Source organism: Haladaptatus sp. HS23, from assembly GCF_056892285.1.
In genome coordinates this window covers 243870-270548 of the sequence record NZ_JBXGLH010000004.1, presented here as the reverse complement: position 1 = coordinate 270548, position 26679 = coordinate 243870, and the positions used below count along the sequence as shown (strand labels likewise).

Genomic DNA, 26679 nt, shown 5'->3' with positions numbered 1-26679 from the left:
CTCATAAATGGCACGCCACGTCAGGCCAAGGCGCGCCACGAGTAGTAAAAGCGCTGGAGCGCCGTGAGGTGGCCGACGACGGCGAACAGAACGAGGAGGAGCGCCACGAGCGAATAGCCGCCGACGGACTGGACGAACGCGGCCAGCGCACCGACGACGCCGATGAGCGCCAACCGGTCGGCACGGCCGAGGAGGCCGCCGTAAACGCGGTCCAACCCGACCGCCTGTGCCTGCGTGCCGAGGTAGGAGGTCATCAGCACGCCCGTCACGGCGGCCAGTCCGAGGGCGTACTCGCCGATTCCAGCCGCGAACCCGACGATGAGTATGATGTCGGCGTAGCGGTCGAGGACGTGGTCGAGCAGGTCGCCCGCGGGCGAGTCGGTGCCGAGTTCGCGGGCGAGCGCGCCGTCCAGGATGTCGAGCCAGCCGTTCAAGAAGACGAGAACGCCGCCGACGAGATACCAGACCGGGGCATCCGGGGCGACGTAGAACGCCACGCCGGCACCACCTGCGAGGAAGAACGCGACGATACTCACCGCGTTGGGCGTTAATCCGAGGGTCGTCGACGCCGAGACGAACGGTCGAAGCGCGCGGTTTGCGACGGGACGAAGTCGGTCGAGCATTAGAGGTACTCCAGATAATCGACGGTTCCAGCGGACGGTTCGCGTTCACCCTCGATAACCGCCTCGATATCCGACGCGATGGCCTCGGGCGTTCGGTCGGTCGTGTCGATTTCGTAAACCGACTCCGCGCCGTGTTCCGCGACGGATTCGGACAGAATCACGTCGAGGGCTTCGCTCTCGGCGTTCTCGTCGGCTTTTGACTCCGTCTCGCCGCGTTCGAGCAGTCGCTCGCGCAACTCCTCGGGGTGACAGCGCAGCACGACGACCTTCTCGGCGTCGAAGTGGTGTGCGAGATGCGAATCGAGAAGCAAATCGTCGCCTCCGTCGCCCGTGTCGTCCAACCACTCCCGAACCGCGTCGAAGTTCGCATAGAGGCTTCCGCGCTCCTCGTCCGTCCCGTCGTGGAGTTCCTCATCCCGAATCGCGTCGTTCAGGTGGACGGTTTCGAGGCCGGACTCGACCAGTTCGGTCGCCGTCGTCTTGCCCGTGCCCGGCGTCCCGGTGACGGCGACCCTCACGTGGACAGCACCCCGTTGAGTTCGCGCACCGCGCGGCGAGTTTCCTCCTCCGTCCCGCAGGTGATGCGCACGCAGTCGGGGAGCCCGAAACTGGTGCAGTCCCGAAGGATGACGCCGCGCTCCTGTACCGTCTCGGCGACGGTGCTTGCGTCCCCGACTTCCGCGAGGACGAAGTTGCCGTGGCTCTCGCACGTCGGCGCGTCGAGGTTCTCGTAGATGTACTCGCGTGCCCAGCGGGCCGTCTCGACGGATTTCTCGACGTGGTCGTCGTCCGTGAGCGCCGCGAGGCCGCCCCGGCAGGCGAGTTCGCTGGCCGCGAAGGGCGTGTTCACGCGTGCGTACGCGTCGGCCCACTCCTCGGGAACGACGGCGTAGCCGAGTCGGACGCCCGCCAGTCCGTACGCCTTGGAGAAGGTGCGAAGGACGGCAACGTCGTCGCGCGGAGCGCGATTACCAGGCGCGTCGCTGTCATCACGCACCGCGTGATTGCCAGATACACCAGCAGGTGCGTCGCTGTCGTCTCGCTCGGAGAGAAGCGAAATAGCGCTCGGCGCGTCGGCGTACTCGCCGTAGGCTTCGTCCACCAAGACGAGCGTCTCTTCGTCGGTCTTCTCGGCGATTTCCGTCACGGAGTCGAGCGAGAACCGACCGCCCGACGGGTTGTGCGGACTGGTCAGGTAGACGATTCGCTCGCCGTCGTACTGGGAGAGCACGGTGTCGGCGGTCAGCGAGAAATCGTCTTCCGGGGAGAGGTGATACTCGTTCACCTCGCCGTGGTGGTAGCGAGCGCTCATCCCGTAGTAAGCGAATCCGGGGGAGGGGACGAGGACGGAGTCGCCCGGGTCGAGCATGGCGCGCGAGAGGTAATCCAGCGCGCCGTCGCCGCCGTTCGCCAGCCAGACCTGCTCGTCCGAGACGTTCCAGCGGTCGGCGAGTCGAGCAGTGAGGTCCGTATGTGACGCTTTCGGGTACGTGCTTGCGTTTCGGGCGGCGTCTCGAATGGCCTCGACGGCCGCCGGACTCGGGCCGAAGGGGTTCTCGTTGGATGCGAGTTTCACGAGGTCGTCCGGGTCGATTCCGAGTTCCCGAGCGACCTCCTCGATGCCCCGTCCGGCCTGATACGCGACGTGCGCGGAGAGGTCTCGTGGTTCCATGTCGGGAGGTGTCACCGACCGGTCTTAAGCGTGGCCACCCGCGGCCAGCACGATTAAGCGATTTCCGACCGACCCAACCGTGAGGTACAATGACACACCATCTGCATCGGGAGAGCCAACGCGGTCACGAAAGCGAGTCGGAGACACAACGGTACGGCGGCCCACGAGAAGTGGAACAGGAGCAAGGGAGCGGACGAGAACGGCAGACGAGACAGGGACGACGGGGGGGAGGAATTAACCAACAACGACGATACGGGTCGAAAGCGAGCCACCATCGAGGTGGCGGCGAACGAGGACAGCGACACGAACACCGGCAGCGACAGCAAGAGCGGAAACGCTACGGTCGTCATCGACAGAGCGGGCGACGGGGAGGGTCCGAACGGGACCTGAGCGACGTCGAACGAACCATGATTCACGGCGGCAGACAGGAGCGAAAGCAGCGGCAGGAACGCCTACAGCGGGAACGGCGATACGGAAAACGACGACAACGCGGGGAACAGCACCAACAGCAACGACACCAGCACGGATACCAACAAGACCGGCGATGGCAGCAACAGAACCGTGGACAGCGGCACCGACGCGAACAGCAACGTTCACACGAACCTAGTCCGAGGCAGTTCGAGCGGCTCCAGCGCTAATAAGCGTCCTTGCGTTTTCAGCCAGAGGTCTCATGCGGGGAAGCGATGTAACGCCGATAGTATGACATTCGACCCATTCGCCGGGGGAGGAGTACGATGACACAAATCGGTTACACCATTTCGAGCGAAGAGCACGGGCCGAACGAACTGGTAGACCACGCCGTCCGTGCCGAGGAGGTGGGCTTCGAGTTCGCGTCCATTTCGGACCACTACCACCCGTGGATTAGCCAGCAGGGAAACGCCCCGTTCGTCTGGTCCACGCTCGGCGGCGTCGCACGGGCGACTGACGACCTGCCGGTCGGAGTCGGCGTGAACTGCCCCATCATGCGAATACATCCGGCCATCGTCGCACAGGCCGCCGCCACCGCCGCGACGATGTTCGAGGGGAAGTTCTTCCTCGGCGTCGGGACGGGCGAGCGACTGAACGAACACGTCACCGGCGAACACTGGCCCGAACATGCGGTTCGGACCGAGATGCTCGAAGAAGCGATAGAGATCATCCGCAAACTGTGGCAGGGCGGACAGCAGAGCTACTACGGCGACCACTTCACCGTCGAGAACGCTCGTCTCTACACGCTCCCGGAGGAGCCGCCCGACATCATCGTCTCCGCCTACGGGAAGCGAGCGGCCCAAGCCGCCGCGGAACTCGGGGACGGGTTCTGGAGCGTCGGTCCGCAGGACACCGTGAAAACGTGGGAGGAGGCCGGCGGCGAGGGACCTCGTTATAGTCAGATGACGGTCTGTTACGCGGAGGACGAGGAGGAAGCCATCGACACGGCCCACGAGTGGTGGCCGAACAGCGCACTCGCCGGCGAACTCAGTTCACAACTCCCGACGCCGACGCACTTCGAGCAGGCCTGCCAGATGGTCTCCCGCGAGGATATCGCGGAGAGGAGCATCGTCACCGACCCGGACCCGGAGACGCACATCGAGAATTTAGAGCAGTTCGCCGACGCGGGGTACGACCACGTATATGTCCACCAGATCGGTCCCGACCAAGAGTCGCTCTTCCGGTTCTACGAGGAGGAAGTGCTGCCGGAAGTGCAGTGAACGGGGGAAGAAAAGCCCGGAGACCTGGAACACCGTGCAGTGCCGAGGGGGCGAGACCGCGACTGTTTCCGTCGACCACTTGCGCCGCCCGAACTCTCACTCGTCGTTCTCTTCGTCCTCGCCCTCGTCCGCTTCCGCCACATGCGTGACTGACGACGGATTCGACTTCGACCGGCGGCGCACGAGAAGCACTGCCCCGACCGGAATTCCGAGGGCGGCCAAGTACGGAAGGAGGTACGCAACGCCTACGACGAACGCCCGGAACATGACGACGACGCCATCGACCGAATCGAGAAACGCGGAGACGACACCCGTGTCGTACCACGATTTCTCGGCGGGTGTTTCCGGTTCGGAGGCCGGTTGCGGTTCCTGCATCTGCACCGTCACCGTCGAATAGGCGACCCGCCCTTCGAGCGATTTCTGTTTCGCTTCTAACCGCTCGATGTCGGATTGGACGGCGGAGAGACGTTTTTGTACGGCGAGAACGTCCTCCGTGTCGCTCGCGTTCTCGTAGAGCGCGCGGAGTTTGTCGCGTTGTGACCGGAGGTTGTCGAGGCGAGCCTTCAAATCGACCAACTGGTCGGTCACGTCCTCGGTCCCGGTGTTCGACTCTTGGACTTCCCCCGCCTGCTTGGCCCGTTCGAAGAACGCCGAGAAGTCGTCCTTCGGGATACGGAAGACGATCTTTCCGGTGACCCACGTGTCGTTCCCGCGGCGATGGACGCGCTGAGAGGAGTCGCTGACGAAGCCGCCGCGTTCGCTGGCAAACTCGGTCAGCACCCGGCTCGCGTTATCGAAGTTCTCCACCGACAGCGAGAGGTCGCCGGTTCGGATGAGCATTCGTTGCTGGACGACCAGTGCGGACTGTGACGGCGACCCTCCGTCGGCTTGTCCGTCCCCGCCGTTTACGCTCCCCGAACTGCCGCCGTCCGAACGGCCGGTATCGTAGTTTCCGTTCTCCTTTGCAGCGTCGTCCCCGCCCATGCCGGAACAGCCGGCGAGCGCGACGAGGAGGACCAGTGAGAGAGCGATCAGCTTCCGACTCCGTGTTGTCATGGGAGATACTGGTAAACCTACGAACAAAACAGTTGGGTAGAGTGAAAGAGACGTTTCACCCATCCCCCGTCCGTCTCCCATCGTTTCAGCGAACCGTTCTTCGGTTCGCTTTCGTCCCGGTTTTCCCGTCTCCGTCTCTCACTTTCGAATGACGCAACCTATTTGGGGCCGCCGACAGTCGCTTCGGATATGTTCGTACTCGTCAACCTGAAAGCCTACCCCTGCGACCCGGTCGAAATCGCGGAGGCGGCCCGCGACGTGAGCGACGACTACGGCGTCGATATCGCCGTGGCACCGCAGACCGCCCACCTCGCGCGCGTCGCCGATACCGGCGTCGAGACGTGGGGACAACACGTCAGTCCGGTCGAACACGGAAGCCACACCGGAAGTACCCTCGCGGAGGCCGTCGCCGACGCGGGTGCGACCGGAACCATGCTCAACCACTCCGAGTGCAGACTGAAACTCGCGGACATCGACGCCGGACTCGACGTCGCGGAGCGCGTCAGCTTCGACACCACGGTCTGTGCGAACAATCCCGAGCAGATCGGTGCCGTCGCCGCCCTCGGCCCCGACGCCGTGGCCGTCGAACCGCCGGAGCTCATCGGGAGCGGCACCCCCGTTAGCAAGGCCGACCCGGACATCGTCACCGACGCGGTGGCGGCCGCGGAAGCGGTCGATGAGGACGTGAGCGTCTACTGTGGCGCGGGCATCAGCACCGGCGAGGACCTCGTGGCGGCCCGTGACCTCGGCGCGGAGGGCGTCCTGTTGGCGAGCGGCGTCGCGAAAGCCGACGACCCGAAGACCGCGTTGGAAAACCTCGTCGAACCGCTCTAATCGGATCGAACTATTCGTCGGAAACGATAACGAAGTGGTCCTTCTCCTGTCGTTCTAACACCGACTCCTCGCGCATGCTGACGATGTAGCCCGTGACCGTCTGCTCCAATTCGTGATCCGCCCGGACTCGAACGAGATTGCCGATTATCTGGGCCGACGGCGGCTTCTGTGCCGCGCCGCAGTCGTAGATGGTGAGGAGTTCGTCGCCGCCCTCCGCCTCGTAGACGATGATGTGGGCGTGTCGCGGGAGATGCCAGCGGCCGTCTTCTTCGTCCACAGCGGCCAACTTGTTCATGTGCTTGTGTTCACAGGGGAAGGTAATCAGCGATCCGGAGGAATCGGCGTTCGAACTCGGAGGACCGAGCGTCAGAAGTCGGTGAGCGACACCTGCCCGTCGCGGGAACGTGTCCCTTCGTTCTCTTCGTTCGGTTCATCCGTCGATTCGGACTCCGCAGTCGAATCGGAATCGGTGTCGTGCTTCGATGTATCCGACGACTCCGGTTCGTCCCCAGACTGCGATGACTGTGGTCGGTTTTCCCCCGTTTCCGGTGCGTCGAACCCATCGAGGCTCGTCTGGTCGCTCTCGGTGAACTGGAGGTTCGAAACGCGCACGCCGACCTTGCGAACCCGGTCGTCGTCGAATTCGGTGAGCAAGTCGAGAGCGACCTCCTCGACCAGTCCGGGGTCGTCAACCGGCCCCGAAAGGGACCGTGCACGGGTGTGAACGTCGAACGGCGGCGTCACGACCTTCACACCGATGGTCCGATACATCGCGTTTCGGTCCCGGGCGCGTTCGGCGACGGCCCCCGCGAGGGTACTGACGCGTTTCCGTTTCTCCGCGGAATCGGTCGTCGGGTCGGTAAAGGCCGATTCGCGCGAGAGACTCTTCGGTCGGCCGGTCGGCGTCACCCGCCTGTCGTCGTCGCCGCGTGCCCGATGGTAGAGTTCCCGGCCGCGTTCGCCGAACCGATCCGCGAGGACGCGCGGGTCGGCATCCGCGAGGTCCCCTGCCGTGTCGATTCCCATTTCGCGGAGCGTTCGAGCCGTTACCGGCCCGATTCCGTGTAATTCGGCGACGTCGAGCGGGGCGAGGAACTCCCGCGTCGTCCCCGGCTCGACGACGACCAAGCCGTCCGGTTTGTCGTGGTCGCTCGCGATCTTCGCCGCGCTCATGTTCGGCGCGACGCCGACGCTCGCCGTGACGCCGACTTCGCGCTCGATTCGGTTCTTGACGTGCCGGGCGAACCCATCCGCGACGTTCCACGCGGTTCGGTCCGTGACGTCGAGGTAGGCCTCGTCGATGCTCACTTCGCGTACGGTGTCCGCACAGTCGTGGAGAATGGCGCGAACGTCCGTACTGACCGATTTGTAGAACTCGATATCGACGGGACGGTAGTAACCCACTACGTCCTCTTCGTTCCCCTCGTCACCATCTTTTCCCCCATCGTCAGCGTCCTTTTCCCCCTCGTCACTGCCGTTACCGTCAGTATCGGCCGAATTCCCCTCTATCTTCCGCGGCAGTCGTTCGAGGGCTTCCCCTATCGCTTGGGCACTCTCGACGCCGTGTTCCCGCGCCTCGTAACTCGCGGTAGCGACGGCCCCGTGTTCTTCTCCTTCCTCGTATCCCATCCCGACGACGACCGGTTCGCCGCAAAGAGCCGGTTCGCGGAGTCGCTCGCAGGACGCGTAGAAACAGTCCATATCGACGTGGAGAACGATACGCTCCTCGCGTTCGTCTCCGACGCCGGGCAAGCGTGAACCGCCGCGGTTCGACATTGTGATGGAATTGGTGGGCGACCGGAATGAAGCTGTGCAAACCACGCCGAAAGTGAAAGCGAATGTGAAACATCCGCTGACAGTTTTTACAGCCACAAGCGATTAATACGTTTTTCAGGGCATCTACATACTATTTCGCTATGTTTATGCACCGATATGTGGTAGCGGTTCGTACGATGGTCGCGCCCGACGAAGGACGTTCGAATGCCGATGACCGACTGAGTATCCGGGTAATCAATGCTATTGCCGAACACGAGGGGACAACCCCCACGGAAATCAGGCCCGTACTGTACGATATCATCGACCCTGATGCGCTCGACTCGCTCTTCTCCGCGACGCACCGCGGGGAGGCCAGAGCGGACGGGAACGTCGAGTTCCAGTACGGTCACCACAAAGTGACAGTCCACAGCGATGGACGAATCGATATCGAGCGCGTTCGAGATTCCCAATCCCTCTCCTCGACATCCGAAACAGCGTCGGGAGACAACTGACACCGACAGCCGTCCCACAACGCGACCCTCCAACGGTTCGATATGACAGTCGCTAACCGTTTTCCATTTCGAAAACCGCCGATAGCTATATTACCGCCTCACCTCTGAGAGTGAAGTAGTATACCTGTGGTCAATTCACCCAGTGATGATCGTATGGAGATCGAGATAGAGGACGTTAGCGACGACAACCCTGCCGAAACGTCTTCGACCTACGTCTTCAACATCGAACGCGAGATGGCGAACGGACACACCTGCGCCGGTCTCGTCCGCGCCCTCGCAACAGTCATGGACGCGGAACCGAACCGGATGCAGCCGCTTCACGCCGTCGTCAACTGCGACGCCATCGACGCGCTGTTCCGAACCCGACGTTACGGAGACGCCCGGGATAACGTCTCCATCACCTTCCACTACGACGTGTACGAAGTGACCGTCGACGCGAACGGTAAAGTCGTCGTGAAAGAGTAGGCGGCCCCCATTTCACTCGGTTCAACTCCTGACAGCGACGGCCATCGCGTTCTCCCTGATACGTCAGTATCTCCCCGGTTCGCGGCAGTTCGATGAACGGACGACTAGTTCTCCGAACTTTTTAACCCTCGACTTACTACCTACAGAGTGATGAGATATCCAGACAGGGAGTCGAGACGAACGTCCGGTTCGTCTCGGCCGTTCCGTCGTGTCCGTTCCCGTCAGGCGGTGAGAACCCCATGATGCCGTGGGGACACGCGGCGTTCGGGTACACCCTGTACTCGCTCGGCCACCGCGTGTGGACGCGCGCCCCGCCGTCCGCACAGGCAGTGCTCGCCCTCCTCTTCGGGACCCAGTTGCCCGACCTCGTCGACAAACCCCTCTCGTGGGGACTTCACCTATTCCCCCAGGGCTACTCCGTCGCCCACTCGGTGTTCGTGGCGATTCCGGTCGGACTGTCTGTACTCGTCATCGGCTTGTACAGAAACCGCACCGCCGTCGCTGCCGCCTTCGCTGTCGGCTACTGGTCACACCTCGTCGGCGACATCCTCATGGCCATGATGGAACACCACGAATCTCCGTTCGACCGCGTGCTGTGGCCCGTCGTGACCCTCCCGCCATACGGCCACGAAGTGTCGCTGTTCGAACGCGCGTTCCACATCATCGGTACGTTCTTCCACTCGCTCTCGACGGAAAAACAGCTGATGATAATCGGCATTTACCTCGCGCCGTACTTCTGTGTGTTCCTCCTCTGGCTCGTAGACGGCGCGCCGGTCGTCGCGGAACTGAAAAATGCCGTGGTCGGGCGATAACTCCCGCCGACCGAAAGAGAGGGGACGTCTTACCGACGCACTTTCGAACCTCGTTTCGGCCGTAGGAACGCACTCCGGAAGACTGCCACGGCCGACGGACCAATTATTTCAACGGTGGCGTCAGTTCGAACGTGTAGAGGCCCGTGAAGACATCGCTCACGACGACGAGGTTTCGTGTGTCGTTGTAAACGGCCTTCCACGCCATCGGCGGCGACCCGAGTTGTTTGACTTCGTCGTTCAGTGAAATGTCGTTCACGCCGTCGTCGGTGGGATACCGGTCCACGGGGTGCGGATTCTTCGGGTCGGTGATGTCATACAGTACGGCCCCGTCGTGCCAATCCGCGCTAACCACGAGCGTCGCCTCTTTGCCGGAAACGATGTCGAAGTGGTGGCCCGTCCAATCGAATCGGTTGGCGTAGTCGCCGTTCATGTGCTGCGCGTTTGGCGAGACGGTAAATCCGACCGGTATCGGGTTTTCCGGCGAACCGTCCTTCCACCCGATGTCGAAGACGTGTTTTCCGCCCGGAATTCCCTGCGGGCGTTCGTCGCCGAACACGAGCAACTCGCGCTCCGGGTCGAAATGACCGTGGTGTGCGGCCCCGAATGCCTCCTCGCCGAGCTGTGCGTCGTCGTACGGCTTTCGTTTCTCGTAGTCGAAGCGCCCGATTTCCTCCGGATGCTGTGGTTCGCTCACGTCGTAGATGATAAATCCGACGAACTGTCCCGACTGGTACGCACAACAGAGCAGTTCCCGTTTCAAATCCACGTTGATGTCGTGACCCGCTCCCTGCGGACCGTGCGAGCCGATTTTCCGGGGAGACGTCGGGTCCGAAACGTCGTACACGTCGAACCCGTTTGTTTTCAGCCCGTAGTTCATCGTGTAAACAACCGGTTCCGTAGGGTGCGGTTTCACGTTGTGGGACTTTCCGTCCGAGACGGTACTGACGACGGTCGGATTCGTCGGCGTTCCGGCGGAGTAACCGTAATCGACGATTTCGAAGTTTCCCGGCCACGTCTTCTCAATCGCCCGGTGGTACAACCCGTCTCGGGCGTCGAACTTCACGTCCAGATTCGGTGCGTCGTCCGAGTTACCCAAATAGTGTACCCGCTTCGGCGCGCTTCTGTCGTCGAGATCGACGAGAAAGGTCCCGCTTGTCCCCCACTTGGTGCCGACGACGGTGTACTTACCGTCCTCCCGGACGGACACCTCCGAAAAGCCACCGCCGGGAGGAGGATCTGCCGAGAGGCGCGTTTGGCCCAGTTTCCGCAGCGATACGTTATTGGCGTCGACCGGTCGGTCGTGGTCCGTCGACGAAGTCGTCGGGGTGGGCTGGCGCTCCCGAAGTTCGTCCCTCACTTGGGTGCATCCGGCAAGTGACGACCCCGTAAGCAGCGCACCGACCTGCCGAAGCATCCGACGGCGCGTCCATGAATCGTCCGTTGGTATCATCGTGAGTCACTCGAGACGACGACAACCGCGTCCTTTGTTATGGGCAGTCTGAAGCGAAAACGAACCCGGACGCGGTCACCGTCGATGACTGACTTTTGACCGGGCTTTCCTTTCCCGTTCGAATCCTCTTCCCGATGATTTGGCGTTCACGCTAGCATGAACGTCGCCAAGCGTCGTTCGTGGAATCGTTGGCGTCGAAATAAGAGTGGGATTGGTGATTGTGGACTACGGTGAGGTGTTCCTGCTCGCTTACATCCGTGCTCCGCTTGTCGTTTTACGTCGAAATAAGAATGGGGTCGGAGGGATTTGAACCCCCGATCGACTGATATCTCCGGTGCGCCTCGGAACTCCAGAGGGTCGTCAACGCGAGCGATGATCAGTCACTCGCTCGGTATATCAGCTGGAGTTTCGTCCCGGGCGCGTAGCCTCTGGAGTCAGTCGCCATCCCTGGCTTGGCCACGACCCCGCGAACTGTGATTGGTCGAAACGACCTAAAGGGGTTTCGATTTCTACTCCTCTCGCGTCCCCCATTCGCAGTCTTGGCATTTATAACCCGTGACGAAGGCAGTCACGCTCGGCATGTACCCGACTTTGAGTACATCGCCGCCGCAGTCGGGGCACTCGCGCTCCGCGTCCTCGATTCGGTCGGCTTCCATCACAGTGTCGTCCTCTATCAGTTCCGCCAGTCGCTTCGGCGTCACCATCCGTCCTTGCACGACGCGATTGTCCGGCATATGAAAACCACGGAGAGGAGAAGGGAAAAACGTTACAGCCGCGAGTCGAAGTGAACCGACCTTACAGCCACGGACGGCGTTCGTCGCCGTCCTCCTCGCCGGGGTAGCCGTAGGCGGCCGAGGAGTCCTCACCCTCGGTGAGGTCGGCGTTCTCGCCGCCGTCCGTCACAGCGGTGGTGCTGTTGGCGGACTGGGACTCTTCGACGGATTCCGGTTCGGCTACGGACTGTTCGGCCGCTTCGACGGCCGATTCCACGTGGTCGCCGGGTTCGAGCGCCAGCAGGCACGTGACCGCGAGGACGGCCAACGGTGCGCGGCCCGGCGCGAGCTTGAGTATCGACAGGGGCAGGACACCCAGAGCGACCGCGCTGCCGAAGCGGAAGCGGTCGATGTCGACGACACCGCGGAGCCACGGCGCGGTGAGGGCGACGACGAGCGCGAATCCGACGCCGGTCCCGGCCGCCGCGACGGCGGGGAGGACGTGGGCGGCGTCTATCGTCGTCTTCAGTTCGAAGCCGGACGGTTGCAGGCTGGCGAGCATCCCCAGTCCGATGATGATTCCGGGGCTGGGAAGATACTCTCCGATGCGGGCACTCGCGGTCTTCGCGGCGATGGCGGCGATGACCAGCGCGGCGAAGCGCTCGAATATCCCCATGTTCAGCGCGCTCTCGATGGTCGGTGCGAACGCGGCTTCCACCGCCGCGAGCGCGATGATACCGACGCCGACCGCGAGAACGGTCGTCGCCTGTTCGACGGGCGTCCCGTCCATCTCGGCGAGGATGACTGCCACGGTTGCGCTGCCACCGAAGACGAGCAGGCCGACTTGGATGATTCCGACCGGGGAACTCAACGCTCCGGCGAGAACCATTGCCGGGAAGATGCCGTCCACGAGGGGAAGCCCCATGACGGTCGCGAGCAGCTTCGTTGCGCCGCCTACTTGTCGCTCTAAGCGGTAGGCGACTGGGTGTTGTGAACTGCTCATCGACTAGTGACTATAACCCTGACCCGTGGGCGAAGGGTGATGGTATCTGCGGTGCGACCGACGTCCTACCTTCGGTCGAAGATTCCCCGCAAATCCGTTTCCTACCAGTGTTGTGCACAGTTTTGCAAAAATTGCAATCGGAGCGAAAGAGTCGCCGCTCGTCCGACCTGCAATACGCTGTGCCATGAGACTGGTAGAGTCCATACCTACGAATATTGTCGATTATTGCTTAAGTGTTGCGTGAGAGATGACCCCATACGACGTGAAATGGATGTGAAAACCGGAAACATACTTGCTGTTCTTCGCCGAATAGAGCCGTTCACTGACTGTCTCTCAGTGGCAATATTTACCTCTTTCGGTAGCAACCGGAAGAATACGCACATGTGTGTATACAATCCAACGATTACCACGTCAGTCAAGCACAATCTCGCAACGTTTTTCAGTGGCCGCTTCGTTCGGATTACATGGCGAACGATTCTCACAACGACGGGCCGTTTTCCGAGAAACTCCGGGTACCTGAGGCACTTACCTTCGACGACGTACTTCTGCGTCCGAAGGAGAGCCGCGTCGAACCGGACGACGCCGACGTGAAATCTCGCGTCTCGAAGAACGTCGAACTTAACGTGCCGGTCCTGTCCGCAGCGATGGACACCGTCACCGAGAGCGAGATGGCGATCGGGATGGCACGACAGGGTGGATTAGGTGTTCTCCATCGAAACATGGACGTCGAGGCGATGGTCGAAGAGATCGAACGCGTCAAACACGCGGACGAACTCATCATCCGCGACGTCGTAACCGCGAGTCCCGAACAGACCGTTCGAGAGGTGGACACGATGATGGCACGGAACGGCGTCAGCGGCGCACCCGTCGTTGACGACGACGACGAAGTTCTCGGCATCATCTCCGGCACCGACATCCGCCCGTACCTCGAAGTCGGCGAGAAGGACGAAGTGCAGGAGGCGATGACGGACGAGGTCATCACCGCGACGGAAGAGGTAACCGCCCGCGAGGCGCTCGAACTGATGTACGAACACAAAATCGAGCGCGTCCCCATCGTGGACAACGAGAACCACCTCACCGGCCTCGTCACCATGCAGGGTGTCCTCCAGCGCCGTGAGTACGGCGAGGCGGTCCGCGACGACGACGGTCACCTCCGCGTCGGGGCCGCCGTCGGACCGTTCGAAACCGACCGTGCAATCGCCGCCGACGAGGCGGGTGCCGACGTGCTTTTCATCGACTGCGCACACGCGCACAACCTGAACGTCATCGAGGGCGCGCGCGAAATCAAAGAGTCGGTCGATGCCGACGTCGTCGTCGGAAACATCGGGACGGAGGAAGCGGCCGAAGACATCGTGGACTTCGCCGACGGCCTGAAGGTCGGTATCGGCCCCGGAAGCATCTGTACGACTCGCGTCGTCAGCGGGTCCGGTATGCCTCAAATCACCGCCATCTCGCAGGTAGCTGACGTGGCGATCCAACACGACGTTCCCGTCATCGCGGACGGTGGCATTCGCTACTCCGGCGACGCCATCAAGTCCATCGCGGCGGGTGCCGACGCGGTAATGCTCGGGTCGTACTTCGCGGGCACCGACGAAGCTCCGGGCCGCGTCATCACCATCGAGGGCAAAAAGTACAAGCAGTACCGCGGCATGGGCAGCGTCGGCGCGATGAAGAGCGGCGACGGAAGCCGCTACCTGAAAGACGACCCGCAGGAAGAAGACGAGTACGTCCCCGAAGGTGTCGAGGCGGCCAAGCCGTACAAGGGAACCCTCGAAAGCGAACTCCACCAACTCGTCGGCGGCATGCAGTCCGGTATGGGCTACGTCGGTGCGGAGACGATTCCGTCCTTCAAGGAACGCTCCGAGTTCGTCCGCATCTCGTCCGCCGGACAACAGGAGAGCCACGCCCACGACGTGATGATTACCGACGAAGCGCCGAACTACAGCCCCGGCGAGTAATCGCGTTTAGCCTCTGTGAGTGGTCATCAACCGATATTTTTCCACAAGTTTCTGTATCCATAGATTCCAAACTGGCTAGCGTTCGCAAGTGAGCGGTTCGGAGAACCCGAACGAAGCGATTCACCGCGAGCGAAGCGAGGTGCGGAGCGCCTCGTAAAGCGAGCGGGCCGAGGAACCCCCGACGGAGCGACTGAAAGGAGCGACGGAAGTGGGGGTGACGTGGTGCTTTTCATCAACGTTTTGCCAGGGAACGAACTGCGACCCGATGGCTCGCAGTTCGTGAGTGCAGCAAAAGGTTGTACGGGCCGGGCGCGATTTGAACACGCGACCGTCTGATTAAGAGTCAGACGCTCTGCCTAACTGAGCTACCGGCCCCAACGCATTCTGAAAAAGTCGGGTGTGACGTAAATACGTTTCCTTTCGGATTGCGGTCAGCCGGTTTGTCGGGAAATGAGAGCGAAAATCCGGGGCGAAAACGGGCGCATTCTCCTTCGAAAAACCGCACAAACATCAATTATTTATCACAATTCGCGTATTCTCCCGTGACCGGAGTAGTCGAAGAAGGGCGTGGGCTACTCGTTCACTCCGCGGACGTTTGAAACCCACATCGACCCGTAGTGGTGTTCTTTTTGAAATTCTTTGGCGCGAATATGAGTCTATGTTTACGTGAGTAAAACGGTCCGTTGGGCTGGTTTCAGCGTCGCTCCGGGAGGATTAAGTACCGGCCGGGGTAACGCCCCAGTAGTAATGAGCGCCGGGATAACTATCTCTTCGATGTCTACGTACGCAATTCTCGGTTGTGGGAGCGTCGGCTACGCTGTCGCCGAGGAACTCGTCGCACAAGGGAAGGAAGTTCTCATCGTCGACCGGGACAGCGACCGCGTTGAGGCGCTCCGTGATCAGGACTTGAACGCACAGGGGGGCGACATCCGGGAGGAATCGGTGGCAAACGAAGTCACCGACCGGGACGTCGTCCTCATCCTCTCCTCGGACGTCGCGGCGAACAAGGAAGCCGTCTCGAACCTACAGGCCTGTGGCGGCGAGCGGTTCACCGTCGTCCGAGCGAGCGACCCGGTGTCGGCGGACGAACTCACCGAGATGGGAGCGGACGTGGTCATCAACCCCTCGACCGTCATCGCGAACTCCGCGCTTCGCTCGCTCGAAGCGGGCGAGTTGGAGTACAAGGCCCGGCAACTGTCCGGCGTCATCGAGGACACGACGGGCAAACTCGCCGTTCTCACCCACGATAATCCGGACCCCGACTCCATCGCCAGCGCCGCCGCGCTCCAGACCATCGCGGAAAGCCTCGGCATCGAAGCGGACATCCTCTATCACGGGGAAATCGGTCATCAGGAGAACCGCGCGTTCGTCAACCTGCTCGGTATCGAACTCCTCCAGCGCGACGAGGTGGACATCGAGACGTACGACACGTTCGCGCTCGTGGACCACATGCGGGCGACACAACCGGAACTCGACCATCCGGTCGACATCCTCATCGACCACTACGAACCGGATTCGGAGTACGAGGCCGGGTTTTCGGACGTTCGACCGAACGTCAGCTCCACCTCGACCATCATGACGAAGTACGTACAGGAGTTCGACATCAACCTGAGCGAAGAAGTCGCCACGGCGCTCCTGTACGGAATCCGCGCGGAAACCCTCGACTTCAAGCGCGACACGACGCCCGCTGACCTCACCGCGGCGGCCTACCTGTACCCGTTCGCCAATCACGACACGCTCGAACAGGTCGAATCGCCGTCGATGTCGCCCGAGACGTTGGACGTGCTCGCGGAGGCCATCACGAACCGGGAAGTGCAGGGCAGCCACCTCGTCAGCAACGCGGGCTTCATCCGTGACCGCGACGCGTTGACACAGGCGGCACAACACCTGCTCAACCTCGAAGGCATCACGACGTCGGCCGTCTTCGGCATCGCCGACGACACCATCTATCTCGCCGCTCGCTCGAAGGACATCAGGATGAACATCGGCAACGTCCTGCAGGACGCCTTCGACACCATCGGCGAGGCGGCGGGCCACTCCACGCAGGCCAGCGCCGAAATCCCGCTCGGCATCTTCACGGGCATCGAGACGAACGAGGACAACCGCGATACGCTCCTGTCGCTCACCGAGGAAGCCGTCAAGAAGAAACTGTTCGACGCGATGGGCGTCGATGGAGAAACGAACGGAAACTAGACGGCCGCTTCTTCTTCGGCCTCTTCCGATTGCTTCAGTCGTTCCACCACGTCGTTGACGAGGATGACGTCGCCGACAGCACGAACCCACCGATAGGGGATGATGACGCCGCGTCCCGCCGAGATTCGGTTGCCGAACAGTTCGTCGTTGATACCGCCGAGCGCGAGGCCCGTCACGGCGATTTCGTTCAAATCGAGTCGGAGATCGTCTACTTCGCCGACGAAGACACCGTTGTTGGAGTAAACCTCGCGACCGACGAGTGTTGTAATTTCCGCTGGGCTTCCGTCCATATGCACGAGTGATAGTATGCGCGGGCCTTAACTCTTGGCAGATACCGAATCGAGGACAGTTCCGAACGCGTCCAATCCCTCTCGAACAGTCTCGGTGTCGAGACCTAAACTCAGGCGGAATCGCTCGTCGTCGTCGAAGAATCGTCCCGGAACGACGAGGATACCTTCCTCCCACGCAGCCTTCGAGATTTCGTCGCCGTCGGCCGACTCGTGGGAGAAAAAGCCGTAGGTACATCCCGAGGCGATGGACCCCGAGAGGTCGTCGCGTTCGGCGACGAACTCCGCGAGGAGGTCACGGTTCGCCTCGATTCGGTCGCGCGACCCGTCGGCGAGGTCCGACTCGGCGTACAGCGCACGGCGGGCCAAGGCCACGGCGGGACCCGAAATCGCCGGGACGTGGAACATGACCGACCGCGCGCGTGAGACGAACTCCGCATCGGCGACCAACCATCCCACCCGAACCGGTCCGAATCCGAGGAACTTGGTCATCGAGTTGGTGATGACGGTGTTCGGGAGGTTCACGGCGGTCGGACCGCCGAACACGCTGGCTTCATCGTCCGTACAGAAGGGCGCGTACACCTCGTCCACGAGGAGGGTCGCGTCGTTGTCGGCGGCGATGCGACTGACTTCGGCGAGCGTCCCGCGACTCGCTCTGCTCCCGGTCGGGTTGTGGCGATTCGTCACGACCACGCAGCACGTTTCGTCGCTCAGCGCCCCCTCGATTCGTGTCGGGTCGAGTTCGTAGCCCGCTTCTTCCGGCCGTCGGAACCGGTCCACGGTGGCACCGAGTCCGTCGGGCGTCGCAAGCAGCGGTTCGTAGCCGGGTTTTTCCACTAACACGCGAGGCGTACCGGCGTCGTCGGCGTCCTCTTCGTTCGATTCCACCGCTCCGATTGCGGCGGCCATGGCGACGAAGTTCGCGTGCGTCGCTCCGGCAGTGACGAGCACGTTCTCCGTTCCCACGTCGTATGCGTCGGCGATGATGGTTTCGAGGTCGAGGTCGTCCGGCGGGGACGGCAGGCCGTCGAGTTCCGGTGGGACGATGGCGTCGGGTTCCGGGATAGCCCGGCGAAGGTCGCTCGACCCGAGGTCGTGAGTCGCGGCGTCGGGCCGTCCGGTAATCCAATCGAGATAGTCGATAGTTGAGAACATGAGGGAGGCTACGAGAACGAGACGTTTAACGTTCGGGAAGGGTGCAAAGTGCGTCGAACGGCTCAGTCGTTGGACATCGCGAGCGGCATCGACCCCGCGTTCGCGGCGAGCGATTCGAACCGCTCGCGGGCCGTTTCAGCCATCGGATAGACGCCGTGGTACGGGTCCGGGTCCGCCGTGACCCCCGTAACCGTTCGAATGGCGTCCGCGATGGATTCGTAGTTATCGCCGACGACATCGCCGACCAGCGTCGGCATTCCGGCCCGCTCACAGAGTTCGCGGGCCGCGTCCCGCCCGACGTACACCTGTCCTTCCGCGCGCTCAGCGAACACCAACGCGAACGGCGTCTCCTCGCACTGGCATGCCTCGAACGCCGTCGACTCGAACGGTAGACGGTGGCAAACAGGCTCGTAACCGGTGATTACTCAAGGGGATAGCCCACATTGACCGATGTACTTCCTCGGGAACGACACGTTGATGCGAATAACCCGCCCGTTCGGGGACCACTCAGGAGGTAACGCCCCCATACCGTCTGCTTTCTCTTGGGGGAAAAAGAGATATTCTAATTTATTTCCTCTAATTATCATTTAGAAAAAGCTATTCTCGACCGGTACCACGGAACGGATGCGATGTCCGAAAGTAATGACACGTTGTCGACGTACCTCGAAGAGAACCCACGAATGATCGGCGTGCTGTTCGCTATCTGCCTACTGCTCACCCAGACGGGTAACGTAGCGGCGGCGGCGGGCGGAACGATTCGATAACCGGCGTTTTTACAGCAGTCCCGGATTTACTTCGGTCGACCACGAGAGCTCGCCATCGACGATTACCGGAATCTGTTCGAGGCGAAGGAATCGAACTAACGTCTCCTCGTCCACCGAGAACGTACTCACTTCTCCACCGCTCAGGAAGTACGTCTCGATGTCGCTGATGAACGGGGTAAACAGGGCACCCATCCCGGATTCGACCGTCGGATACGTCGTTATCCGCAATTCGTAGCGTCCGCTATCTTCCCGCTCCAAGTGACAGACGAACGGCGTTCCGCTTTCGCTCTGGGCGATTTCGATGCTGCCGTCACCGACGACGATGTACTGATTGCCGACCATCTGTTGGTCCCGAACGACGGTCAGAGCGGACCGAAGGGAGAATCCCCTGTTCAGGAGTCGAGCGATGGTTCGGCCGATCTCAATCGCGCTCTTGTTCGTGATTTCGCTGTAGGTGACGACGCCGCCGATGCTTCCCGAGTCGATGAGTGCGATTCCCTGTTCGTACGACCGACACCCGTTCAACAGGAAGGTGTCGACAGCGACATCGTCGATGGATTCGACGTCGAGTTTCCCGTCCCGACAGATGAAATTCCCGTCCTCGATGTGCCCGATGTAGTGAAGGAAGTCGGTGGGTGTGGTGAGGACCGACGCAAGTTCGTCCACCGAGAGGTTCCGGTGAACGTCGATATCGAACGCGAGTTCGTCCCGCTTCCCGTAGAGCGCGTCACCGGCGTCGTACTCGGGACTCATCTCCGATTCGTTACACACCACCGTGATGTCGATACCCTCCGTCGAAGATGAGCGCTCCAACCTGTTTTCGAACGCGCGTTCGAGCAGTTTGTTCGCGCCGATAGGCATTCCCCGACCGAGCCACGCGTGTTCCAGCGAGTTCGTCATGGTCGGCGCGACGTACGGGTCGGGCTCCGCGTGTCGTTCACCTCTTCGTGCCTCCGCTCCACGCAGAAAACTGTCGATGGGTGCCGGTGTCTCCGGTGCCGGTTCGTGACGGTTGTGCTCCCTCGGCGTCGTGACGAGCGAGAGGTTGTTCGCTAAATACGGAAGTGCCCGAACGTTGGCGATTTCGTCCGTGACCGTCGTCGACAACAGCCACGTCGGGACGTGCTCCCGAACGTCGTCGAAGGGGACATCGAGATACGTTTCCACCCGCTCCGCGAGGTCCAGTTCGTACAACTCGTCGAGCGGGATGTCGAGGTGGGGTTCGATTGCATCTCGCTCGTGGAGCGGTATCTGGTACAACCCTTCCGTTCGCGTCACACAGTCGAACAGCAACGATTGGAGGAGTATCCGTTCGATTTCGCCCTCGTATCCCCGTTCGGGATGGTTCAGCGAATGGACGAATCCGCGGTCCGTCACGAGCCTCGGGTCGTCGCCCGGAACCACGGTCGCGCCGAGATAGTACGCGAGGGTACTGGCCGAGTATATCTTCGGCAGTTCGGGCGGGACCTCGATTCGAACCCCCGTTTCCGGCGCTGCGATTTCGTCGGGGACGTACAGTTCGTCCCCCAGTTCGATTCGAGGGGGATGCCCCCTGAGCGACGGAAGAGACCGCTCACAACTCAGCGTCTTCAGTGCCGACCCGAACGTCGAGACGGCGGCCATCACGTCACGTGGCGACGAAGTCGTCGTCACCGTCGCTTCCGGCTGTTCGTGGTACGAGCGCGCGCCCATCCGAACCCGCGTTTTCGTGTCGAAGTCGAACGCCATGTGCTCCGCCGACGAAGCGAGAGTCATCTCGCCGCTAACGCGCAGGTAAATTCGGATGGGTGCGTTCAGTTCGAGGAGATATTTCCCCTCGGGAAACTGTTCGTACGAAAAATCCTCCGCTTTCGACAGGAAGGTCCCGTCTACACTGCGAACGTGAGTGATGACGACGTAGGGTAACACGACCGTATCCGTCGCGAACTCGACCGCGCTATCGACCGGAAAGTAGAACTGGTCGACGTCGGTCGGACGGGGGTCGACGGGGCCCGACGTTCGAATCGGGAACTGCCGTCGATGAATCGGGTCGACGACGGTCACCCCGTCGAACTCGGTATTGGATCGAAATATCGGCTTCATTTCAATTCTGTGGGCTGGCTTGTCGAGTGGCGTTCCACACCCATCGCGGTGAGACAAGTCGGTCGGGGACCGAGCGTGGGAATCGTTAGAGCGGGAACCACGTGGTCGTGTATTCCGTGTCGTGAAGGTGCCATCGCTGCGTCGGCCCGCCCTCGTCGATTTTCATCTCGATGGTCACGTCGAACAGCGGTTCGACAGCTTGGACCTGAGCGGAGTCATATGCTCCCGGGAAGATGTACTGGCCTAGTCCGGCCACCTCCTCGACGGTTTCCGTAACGTTTCGCACGAATTCCTCCACGGCGTCCGCTTCTTCCTCGTCCGAAAGGAACTGTAACGAATCCAAACAGAACCGTAACTGCCCCGGGTCGAACCCCTTTCGCTGATACTGGAGTTCGAATATCTCGTCCAGAATCTCGGTTTGGAAGTCGTCGAGCGACCCCACGACCGGCGATACGGACGGTCGGGTCGGTTGGTTCCCCGTTCGTACGTCCGTCGCAGACCGCACCGCTGCTTCGTGGGAGAGGACCCGTGCGTTGTCGAGGTTCGCGTTCGCCCGGTCGAGGCGCGTCCGGACCACGTTCGTATCACGCCCGTAAAGTGCGAACAGATGCGTTCTTCCGTAGTCCGGTTCGCCCAAGAACTGCACGCTCAATTCCTCGAAAACGTCCGCCGGAACGTCGCCGGTGAGCAGTAGATTTCCGCCGGTTCGCTTCAATCGCCCGAGTTCGGACTCGATTTCTATCGTTCCGTCGCTGCTCGCGGTGACGTAGTGGCCCGCGAACGTGAACGTCACTTCACCGTTCCGCCGGGGGGTTCCGTCGACGAGGGGTCGGAACAGGTCCTCCAGCGCGTCGGGGTCGATGCACCCGTACAGGGATTCAGGGACGCCGGTGGAGTCAACCTGCGTCCGTTCCGCCATCCGCTGGACGATGTACGTACCCAACGGCTCCTCGCTCCCCCAGTCGTATTGCAACCGCGTCGGTTCCTCTACGCCGCACATGAACGGCAAGGTAGAACCATCCTGCGTCGTGCCCATAGTCTCGTAGCGGTAGCATCCGCACGGCCAAAAGCCCTCGTACCCGTTTTGCGTTATATCAGCTAACCGTATCGAGACGGCACCCGATGATAACTCGAATTTCGGGGGGATATCGACTCAAATCACTGTTCATGACGATATCGTCATCCTCCACAGGGCGGCTTTCGCCGACAGGTGACGAGGGGAGGACGGGCAATTGCCGAGACATATCGCCACCATCGGGTGATTCATACCCGTCACTGTACTAGAACGGGTATGGGTGATAGGTCGAACCGCGGAGAGGGGGAACTCATGGAGTTGCTGCGATTCTTGGATACGGTCGGTGCCGAGTCACTCACTTCCACGTCGGATTGGGTCTACGAACTGCTCAAGGACGAACAACGACGACACCTCGTCCTGTACCTCAGCGAGCAGGAAACCGAGACGCCGATTTCGCGGGTGTCGGCGGACGTGGCGAGCCGATGTAACGAAACGCCCGTGACGAACGTAACGCAGTCCGAACAGGAGCGGTTACGCTTTCGACTCGAACAGGAACACCTGCCGCGACTGGCCGACTACGGAATCATCTCGTGGTCGTACGGGGAGGACGTAGTGGAACCGATTCCGTCGGTACTGCCCTCGGACGACGAGTAGCTCCCGAGATTTCACCTGCTCGGGGTAGTGAGTCCCCTCCCTGACCCCCGCCATGGACGAAACCGGTTAGGTCACCCGAACCCAACCCTCGAACAGTGCAGGACACCATCGACTGGCTTCGCGGGCGACCCTACTACGAGGGGCAAATCGCCCGCCACGAGACGGTTGCGGGGAACGACGGCGAATTTCGTGACCTCCCGCTCGAATCACGGCTGGCATCGGCCCTCGAAGGGCGCGGCATCGAGCGACTCTACCGGCATCAAGCGGAGACCGTCGAAGCGATTCGCGGCGGGGAAAACGCCGTCATCGCCACGCGAACCGCGAGCGGGAAGAGCCTCGCGTACACGATTCCCGCGTTCGAACGCGCCATGGACCACGGCGGCCGAACCCTCTACATCGCGCCGCAGAACGCGCTCATCAACGACCAGGAGGAGACGCTCTCCGAGCTCGCCCGCGACTTGGGATTCGGCAGTCGCGTCTCGGTGGCCCAGTACACCGGACGGCTCGACAAGAACGAAAAGCGGGCCGTCCGCGACCGACGGCCGACCGTCGTCCTCACGACGCCCGACATGCTCCACTACGCCCTGCTCCCGTACGCCCATCGCCTGTGGGACTGGTTTTTCAAGGGGTTGGAGACGGTCGTCGTCGACGAAGTTCACGAGTATCGCGGCGTCTTCGGCAGCCACGTCGCGCTCGTCCTCCGCAGGCTCGCGCGAATCTGCGACCGGTTCGATTCCGCCCCGCAGTTCGTCTGCTGTTCCGCGACCATCGGCAACCCCGTCGGACACGCGAGCGCCGTGACCGGCCAGCCCGAACCGTCCTTCGCCCTCGTGGACGAGGACACCAGTCGCACCGGTCCGACCCACTGGCTCCTCTGGAACCCGCCGGAGTACGAGGACGACCGCCACGGCGGCGCGAAACGCCGGAAGTCGAACCACGGCGAGACGAAGCGAATCTTCGCCGACCTCGTGGGAAACGACTACCAGACGTTGGCCTTCACCCGCGCCCGGCAAGCCGCCGAACGGTATGCCATGGAGAGCGCGGACGAACTCAGGCGACGCGGCGAGCGCTCGCTCGCCAACGACATCGCGGCGTATCAGGCGGCCCTGCGAAACGACCGCCGCCGGGAACTGGAAGCGGGCCTGCACTCCGGGGAGGTTCGCGGCGCGTGGAGTACGAACGCGCTGGAACTCGGCGTCGATATCGGCGGCCTCGACGCCGTCCTGCTCGACGGCTATCCCGGCACGCGCATGGCGGCGTTCCAGCAGGCCGGGCGGGCGGGACGCGGCACGGACCCCAGCCTCGTCGCGCTCGTTGCGGGTGAGGACCAGTTGGACCAGTACCTGATGGCGAACCCGGACGAGTTCTTCTCGGGCGACCCCGAGCGGGCGGTCGTCAACCCGGAAAACGAAGAGTTGCTGCCATTGCACGTCACCTCCGCCGCACGGGAGACGTGGCTATCCCCAGAGGACGAGACGTATTTCGGGCCGACGTTCCCCGGACTCGTCGCCGAACTCGAAGCGCGGGGCGAACTCGAACGGCGACAGACGAGCGACGGGGTTCGTTGGGTGTACGACGGCGACGGAAGCCCTCAACACGAGATGAGCCTTCGCACCATCGACGACCGCGAAATCGACCTCCTCGACGGGTCGCGCGGCGACGTCATCGCTTCCCTCCCGTTCAGCGACGCGCTGAACGACGCCCATCCCGGCGCGATATATCACCAGCAGGGTCAGTCCTACGAGGTGGTCGACCTCGACCTGTCGCGGGACGTGGCCGAACTCTCCCCGACGTGGGCGGACTACCACACGAAAACGCTGACCGACAAGGAAATCACCGTCGAGGAGGACCTGTCCGAAAAGGCGCTCTCGACCCGCGACGACTGCGTCGTCCGCTTCGCCGACGTGACCATGCGGAAGCGAATCATCGGGTTCGAACGCCGGGACGCGAAACGCGGCGAGACGCTTGGACAGGAATCGCTCTCCCTGCCGGAACTCACCCTTCGGACCAAGGCGCTCTACTTCACGATTCCCGACGACGTGGAACGCGAACTGCGGGCGATGGACGGCGATTTCAACGGCGCGATTCACGCCGCCGAACACGGGATGATTTCGCTCTTTCCCCTCGAACTCCTCTGTGACCGCGGCGACATCGGCGGCCTCTCCACGCCACTGCATCCGCATACGGGCACGAGCACGATTTTTATCTACGACGGTTATCCCGGCGGCGTCGGCCTGACGCGCAACGGATACGAAACCGTCGAATCGCTCATGGCGAACACGCGGGAGATGCTTCGCGCCTGCGACTGCGAGTCAGGGTGTCCGTCCTGCGTACAGTCCCCACAATGCGGCAACGCGAACGACCCGCTCGACAAACGCCTCGCCGAACACCTCCTCTCCGACCTCACGGAGTGAGTCGCAACGCTTTTAGGCTATCCTAAACCTAAATTAGGTTAGCCTAAACATGGACGACATCCTCCGCCGAACGCGACGCGAAATCGAAGAGTTAGCAGTCGAGTCCGGCCCCTTCTCCGTCGTGGCTGCTGAATCCGGCGAGTGCCCGACACCGATAACGGGCACGCGGTTCGAATCCCACGACGGCGCGATGCGTGCCGCTAACCTCGCGCGCGAGTACCGAAACGCCCTCCGTGAGCACGACCCCGACCTACCGACGTACCGTTTCGTCGTCACCGAACTTCCTAGCGAACACCTCCAGATGGTCGGCGTCCGCGAGCGAACCGACGGCGTTCGAGCGAACGGACTCCCGCAAACCCAACGCTCCGTCACCGTCACCAGCGACCGTGACGGCGCGTGGCTACGGATGGAAAACGCGCCGCTCGTTCACCTCGCTCGGGACTGCGGACCGGTCGGCGACGACGCCGTCGGTCGACAACTCGACTCGAAACTCTAAGGGCGAGTCGAATCTCCCTCGCGGATTCGCTCCCGAAGCGACGGGATGAGGTCGAACTTCGCCTCCGTGTCACCCAGCACGAGCAGCGAGAAGTAGCCGAGATACGTCCGAATCGGCACGCGGACGACGGCGAGCGCGACGAGGAGACAGACGACGTACGCGAGGACGAGCAGTCCGAACAGAGCTAGCGCCACCGGGTTCGCGAGCGTCGTCCCGACGACGGAGAATCCGCCGAACGCGAGGACCACGAGGAGGCCGAGGATGGCGAAGGGAATTCCCAGAAGGACCGAGAGGATGCCCGCCGCGATGGAGACGAGAAAGCCCACCGCTATGGCGAGGAAGAACTTGAGGACGAAGTAGACGCCGTACTGCTTCCACTCGCGACGGAGCGTCGGCCAGAAGGCGCGCCATCCGGCCACCACGCCGCGCTCCCGAAGCCACGAGTCCTGCCGCCCCGTCGGTTCGCTATGTTCCCGAGCGACCATCACGGGAACGACGAAGTTCGTCGTCAACCCATCGACGAGGGCGACGAAGAGAACGAGTACGAAGAGGACGGGGAGGAACAACAGCAGCGTTCCGAACTCGACGGTAGGTGGGCCGGACGAGAACACCGAAACGGCGGACAGGACGAGGGCGAGGACCGGCAGAAAGACGACGAGAAAGAGGACGAATCGAAACACGAACAGGCGAAGGCCCTGTCCGAAGTACTCTCCCGCATATCTCCGGACGTGAACCTCCCGCGTTCGAAGCGACTCGATGAAGACGAACTCCATCACCGACCCGAAGAGGAGGAACAGTATCGCGATAGAGACGACGATGGCGATGAGGACGGCCACCAGCGTCACGATATCGACGGGAACCGAGACGTTACTCGGCGGTGACGGGACCGGTTGGTCCGAACCGGTGGAAAACTGCGTCCCGCCCTGCAGCGGAGACGTCGTACCGAACCCTCCGAGGAAAAATACCACGACGGCGAGTCGGAGCCACGTTCCCACATCGAGCGGAAACAGAAGTTCCCGTGTCCCCTCGATAGCGTCTTCTAGCGCCTCGACGGCGTACCATGCCATGGGAAATCATC

At 62.1% G+C, this 26679-nt stretch carries 28 protein-coding genes and 2 tRNA genes; 12 read left to right on the top strand and 18 right to left on the bottom strand.

The window, feature by feature from the left end; all coding sequences use genetic code 11:
* Nucleotides 1–20: 20 nt before the first annotated feature.
* Genes AC1XDK_RS14125 through AC1XDK_RS14115 form a run of 3 tightly spaced genes read right to left on the bottom strand, consistent with a single transcriptional unit; the run spans nt 21 to nt 2295 of the window.
* The gene (locus AC1XDK_RS14125; RefSeq protein ID WP_483350537.1) at nt 21–623 is read right to left on the bottom strand and encodes a CDP-alcohol phosphatidyltransferase family protein; all 603 of its coding nucleotides are present in this window, start codon (nt 621–623) and stop codon (nt 21–23) included.
* Entirely contained in the window at nt 623–1141 is a 519-nt protein-coding gene (locus AC1XDK_RS14120; RefSeq protein ID WP_483350536.1) for an adenylate kinase family protein, read from the bottom strand. Before AC1XDK_RS14120 ends, AC1XDK_RS14125 begins: the two co-directional genes overlap by 1 nt.
* Nucleotides 1138–2295: an aminotransferase class I/II-fold pyridoxal phosphate-dependent enzyme gene (locus AC1XDK_RS14115; RefSeq protein ID WP_483350535.1), complete on the bottom strand. Its 1158-nt coding sequence runs from the start codon at nt 2293–2295 to the stop codon at nt 1138–1140. Before AC1XDK_RS14115 ends, AC1XDK_RS14120 begins: the two co-directional genes overlap by 4 nt.
* Nucleotides 2296–2384: 89 nt before the next feature.
* Between AC1XDK_RS14115 and AC1XDK_RS14110 the strand changes: the two genes are divergently transcribed.
* Nucleotides 2385–2933 (top strand): hypothetical protein, encoded by a 549-nt coding sequence (locus tag AC1XDK_RS14110; protein WP_483350534.1) that lies wholly within the window; start codon nt 2385–2387, stop codon nt 2931–2933.
* A 96-nt stretch (nt 2934–3029) separates the two neighbouring features.
* Complete coding sequence (locus tag AC1XDK_RS14105; protein WP_483350533.1) at nt 3030–3983, top strand: TIGR03557 family F420-dependent LLM class oxidoreductase; 954 nt, start codon at nt 3030–3032, stop codon at nt 3981–3983.
* A gap of 96 nt (nt 3984–4079) precedes the next feature.
* Here the strand turns inward: AC1XDK_RS14105 and AC1XDK_RS14100 are convergent, their stop codons facing one another.
* Nucleotides 4080–5039: a DUF4349 domain-containing protein gene (locus AC1XDK_RS14100; protein WP_483350532.1), complete on the bottom strand. Its 960-nt coding sequence runs from the start codon at nt 5037–5039 to the stop codon at nt 4080–4082.
* A gap of 189 nt (nt 5040–5228) precedes the next feature.
* Here AC1XDK_RS14100 and tpiA point away from each other — a divergent pair, with 189 nt between their 5' ends.
* The gene (gene tpiA, locus AC1XDK_RS14095) at nt 5229–5873 is read left to right on the top strand and encodes a triose-phosphate isomerase (protein ID WP_483350531.1); all 645 of its coding nucleotides are present in this window, start codon (nt 5229–5231) and stop codon (nt 5871–5873) included.
* Nucleotides 5874–5883: 10 nt separating this feature from the next.
* On the opposite strand, the gene AC1XDK_RS14090 is transcribed toward tpiA, so the two are convergent.
* On the bottom strand, nt 5884–6168 hold the full coding sequence (locus AC1XDK_RS14090; RefSeq protein WP_483350530.1) for a hypothetical protein: 285 nt from the start codon (nt 6166–6168) through the stop codon (nt 5884–5886).
* Nucleotides 6169–6239: 71 nt separating this feature from the next.
* Entirely contained in the window at nt 6240–7649 is a 1410-nt protein-coding gene (locus AC1XDK_RS14085; protein WP_483350529.1) for a DNA polymerase Y family protein, read from the bottom strand.
* A 176-nt stretch (nt 7650–7825) separates the two neighbouring features.
* Between AC1XDK_RS14085 and ddfA the strand changes: the two genes are divergently transcribed.
* From ddfA to AC1XDK_RS14070, 3 genes are all read left to right on the top strand, one after another.
* Nucleotides 7826–8140 carry a DdfA family disk-determining factor gene (ddfA, locus tag AC1XDK_RS14080; protein ID WP_483350528.1) on the top strand — a complete coding sequence of 105 codons (315 nt, stop codon included), beginning with the start codon at nt 7826–7828 and terminating at the stop codon, nt 8138–8140.
* Between the two features lie 153 nt (nt 8141–8293).
* Entirely contained in the window at nt 8294–8605 is a 312-nt protein-coding gene (locus tag AC1XDK_RS14075; protein WP_483350527.1) for a HalOD1 output domain-containing protein, read from the top strand.
* A gap of 239 nt (nt 8606–8844) precedes the next feature.
* Nucleotides 8845–9417 carry a metal-dependent hydrolase gene (locus AC1XDK_RS14070; RefSeq protein ID WP_483350526.1) on the top strand — a complete coding sequence of 191 codons (573 nt, stop codon included), beginning with the start codon at nt 8845–8847 and terminating at the stop codon, nt 9415–9417.
* A gap of 103 nt (nt 9418–9520) precedes the next feature.
* Here AC1XDK_RS14070 and AC1XDK_RS14065 read toward each other — a convergent pair whose 3' ends face one another.
* The 5 genes from AC1XDK_RS14065 to AC1XDK_RS14045 all read right to left on the bottom strand — a co-directional run bounded on the left by AC1XDK_RS14065 (nt 9521) and on the right by AC1XDK_RS14045 (nt 12787).
* A complete protein-coding gene (locus tag AC1XDK_RS14065) occupies nt 9521–10867 on the bottom strand; it encodes an LVIVD repeat-containing protein (RefSeq protein ID WP_483350525.1) in 1347 nt (448 codons plus the stop codon).
* 291 nt (nt 10868–11158) lie between these two features.
* Nucleotides 11159–11333: transfer RNA gene (locus tag AC1XDK_RS14060), tRNA-Trp, on the bottom strand.
* Between the two features lie 43 nt (nt 11334–11376).
* Nucleotides 11377–11601, bottom strand: coding sequence for a DUF5795 family protein (locus AC1XDK_RS14055; protein WP_231183481.1), 225 nt, complete (start codon nt 11599–11601; stop codon nt 11377–11379).
* 61 nt (nt 11602–11662) lie between these two features.
* The gene (locus tag AC1XDK_RS14050) at nt 11663–12583 is read right to left on the bottom strand and encodes a DUF5794 domain-containing protein (protein WP_483350524.1); all 921 of its coding nucleotides are present in this window, start codon (nt 12581–12583) and stop codon (nt 11663–11665) included.
* 3 nt (nt 12584–12586) lie between these two features.
* Nucleotides 12587–12787 (bottom strand): DUF8099 family protein, encoded by a 201-nt coding sequence (locus AC1XDK_RS14045; RefSeq protein WP_483350523.1) that lies wholly within the window; start codon nt 12785–12787, stop codon nt 12587–12589.
* 260 nt (nt 12788–13047) lie between these two features.
* Here AC1XDK_RS14045 and guaB point away from each other — a divergent pair, with 260 nt between their 5' ends.
* Nucleotides 13048–14541 (top strand): IMP dehydrogenase, encoded by a 1494-nt coding sequence (guaB, locus tag AC1XDK_RS14040; protein ID WP_483350522.1) that lies wholly within the window; start codon nt 13048–13050, stop codon nt 14539–14541.
* A gap of 301 nt (nt 14542–14842) precedes the next feature.
* Here the strand turns inward: guaB and AC1XDK_RS14035 are convergent.
* A tRNA-Lys gene (locus AC1XDK_RS14035) sits at nt 14843–14916 on the bottom strand.
* Between the two features lie 372 nt (nt 14917–15288).
* On the opposite strand from AC1XDK_RS14035, the gene AC1XDK_RS14030 reads away from it, so the two are divergent.
* Nucleotides 15289–16734, top strand: coding sequence for an NAD-binding protein (locus tag AC1XDK_RS14030; protein WP_483350521.1), 1446 nt, complete (start codon nt 15289–15291; stop codon nt 16732–16734).
* Here the strand turns inward: AC1XDK_RS14030 and AC1XDK_RS14025 are convergent.
* From AC1XDK_RS14025 to AC1XDK_RS14015, 3 genes are all read right to left on the bottom strand, one after another.
* Complete coding sequence (locus AC1XDK_RS14025) at nt 16731–17024, bottom strand: PRC-barrel domain-containing protein (RefSeq protein WP_483350520.1); 294 nt, start codon at nt 17022–17024, stop codon at nt 16731–16733. The two genes, AC1XDK_RS14030 and AC1XDK_RS14025, sit on opposite strands and share 4 nt — an antisense overlap.
* A 27-nt stretch (nt 17025–17051) precedes the next feature.
* On the bottom strand, nt 17052–18176 hold the full coding sequence (locus AC1XDK_RS14020) for a pyridoxal phosphate-dependent aminotransferase (protein ID WP_483350519.1): 1125 nt from the start codon (nt 18174–18176) through the stop codon (nt 17052–17054).
* A gap of 62 nt (nt 18177–18238) precedes the next feature.
* Nucleotides 18239–18511: a hypothetical protein gene (locus tag AC1XDK_RS14015; RefSeq protein WP_483350518.1), complete on the bottom strand. Its 273-nt coding sequence runs from the start codon at nt 18509–18511 to the stop codon at nt 18239–18241.
* Between the two features lie 294 nt (nt 18512–18805).
* Here AC1XDK_RS14015 and AC1XDK_RS14010 point away from each other — a divergent pair, with 294 nt between their 5' ends.
* Nucleotides 18806–18940, top strand: a complete 135-nt coding sequence (locus tag AC1XDK_RS14010) for a DUF7503 family protein (RefSeq protein ID WP_395282441.1) — start codon at nt 18806–18808, stop codon at nt 18938–18940.
* A 9-nt stretch (nt 18941–18949) separates the two neighbouring features.
* On the opposite strand, the gene AC1XDK_RS14005 is transcribed toward AC1XDK_RS14010, so the two are convergent.
* Together AC1XDK_RS14005 and AC1XDK_RS14000 are read right to left on the bottom strand one after the other, a co-directional pair.
* A complete protein-coding gene (locus AC1XDK_RS14005; protein WP_483350517.1) occupies nt 18950–20983 on the bottom strand; it encodes a hypothetical protein in 2034 nt (677 codons plus the stop codon).
* Between the two features lie 124 nt (nt 20984–21107).
* Nucleotides 21108–22058, bottom strand: a complete 951-nt coding sequence (locus tag AC1XDK_RS14000; protein ID WP_483350516.1) for a DUF7504 family protein — start codon at nt 22056–22058, stop codon at nt 21108–21110.
* A gap of 291 nt (nt 22059–22349) precedes the next feature.
* Here AC1XDK_RS14000 and AC1XDK_RS13995 point away from each other — a divergent pair, with 291 nt between their 5' ends.
* The 3 genes from AC1XDK_RS13995 to AC1XDK_RS13985 all read left to right on the top strand — a co-directional run bounded on the left by AC1XDK_RS13995 (nt 22350) and on the right by AC1XDK_RS13985 (nt 25601).
* Entirely contained in the window at nt 22350–22691 is a 342-nt protein-coding gene (locus AC1XDK_RS13995; protein WP_483350515.1) for a DUF7344 domain-containing protein, read from the top strand.
* Nucleotides 22692–22786: 95 nt separating this feature from the next.
* On the top strand, nt 22787–25105 hold the full coding sequence (locus AC1XDK_RS13990; RefSeq protein WP_483350514.1) for a DEAD/DEAH box helicase: 2319 nt from the start codon (nt 22787–22789) through the stop codon (nt 25103–25105).
* 49 nt (nt 25106–25154) lie between these two features.
* A complete protein-coding gene (locus AC1XDK_RS13985; RefSeq protein WP_483350513.1) occupies nt 25155–25601 on the top strand; it encodes a DUF7552 domain-containing protein in 447 nt (148 codons plus the stop codon).
* Here AC1XDK_RS13985 and AC1XDK_RS13980 read toward each other — a convergent pair.
* Entirely contained in the window at nt 25598–26668 is a 1071-nt protein-coding gene (locus AC1XDK_RS13980; protein WP_483350512.1) for a DUF7544 domain-containing protein, read from the bottom strand. The two genes, AC1XDK_RS13985 and AC1XDK_RS13980, sit on opposite strands and share 4 nt — an antisense overlap.
* Between the last annotated feature and the right edge of the window lie 11 nt (nt 26669–26679).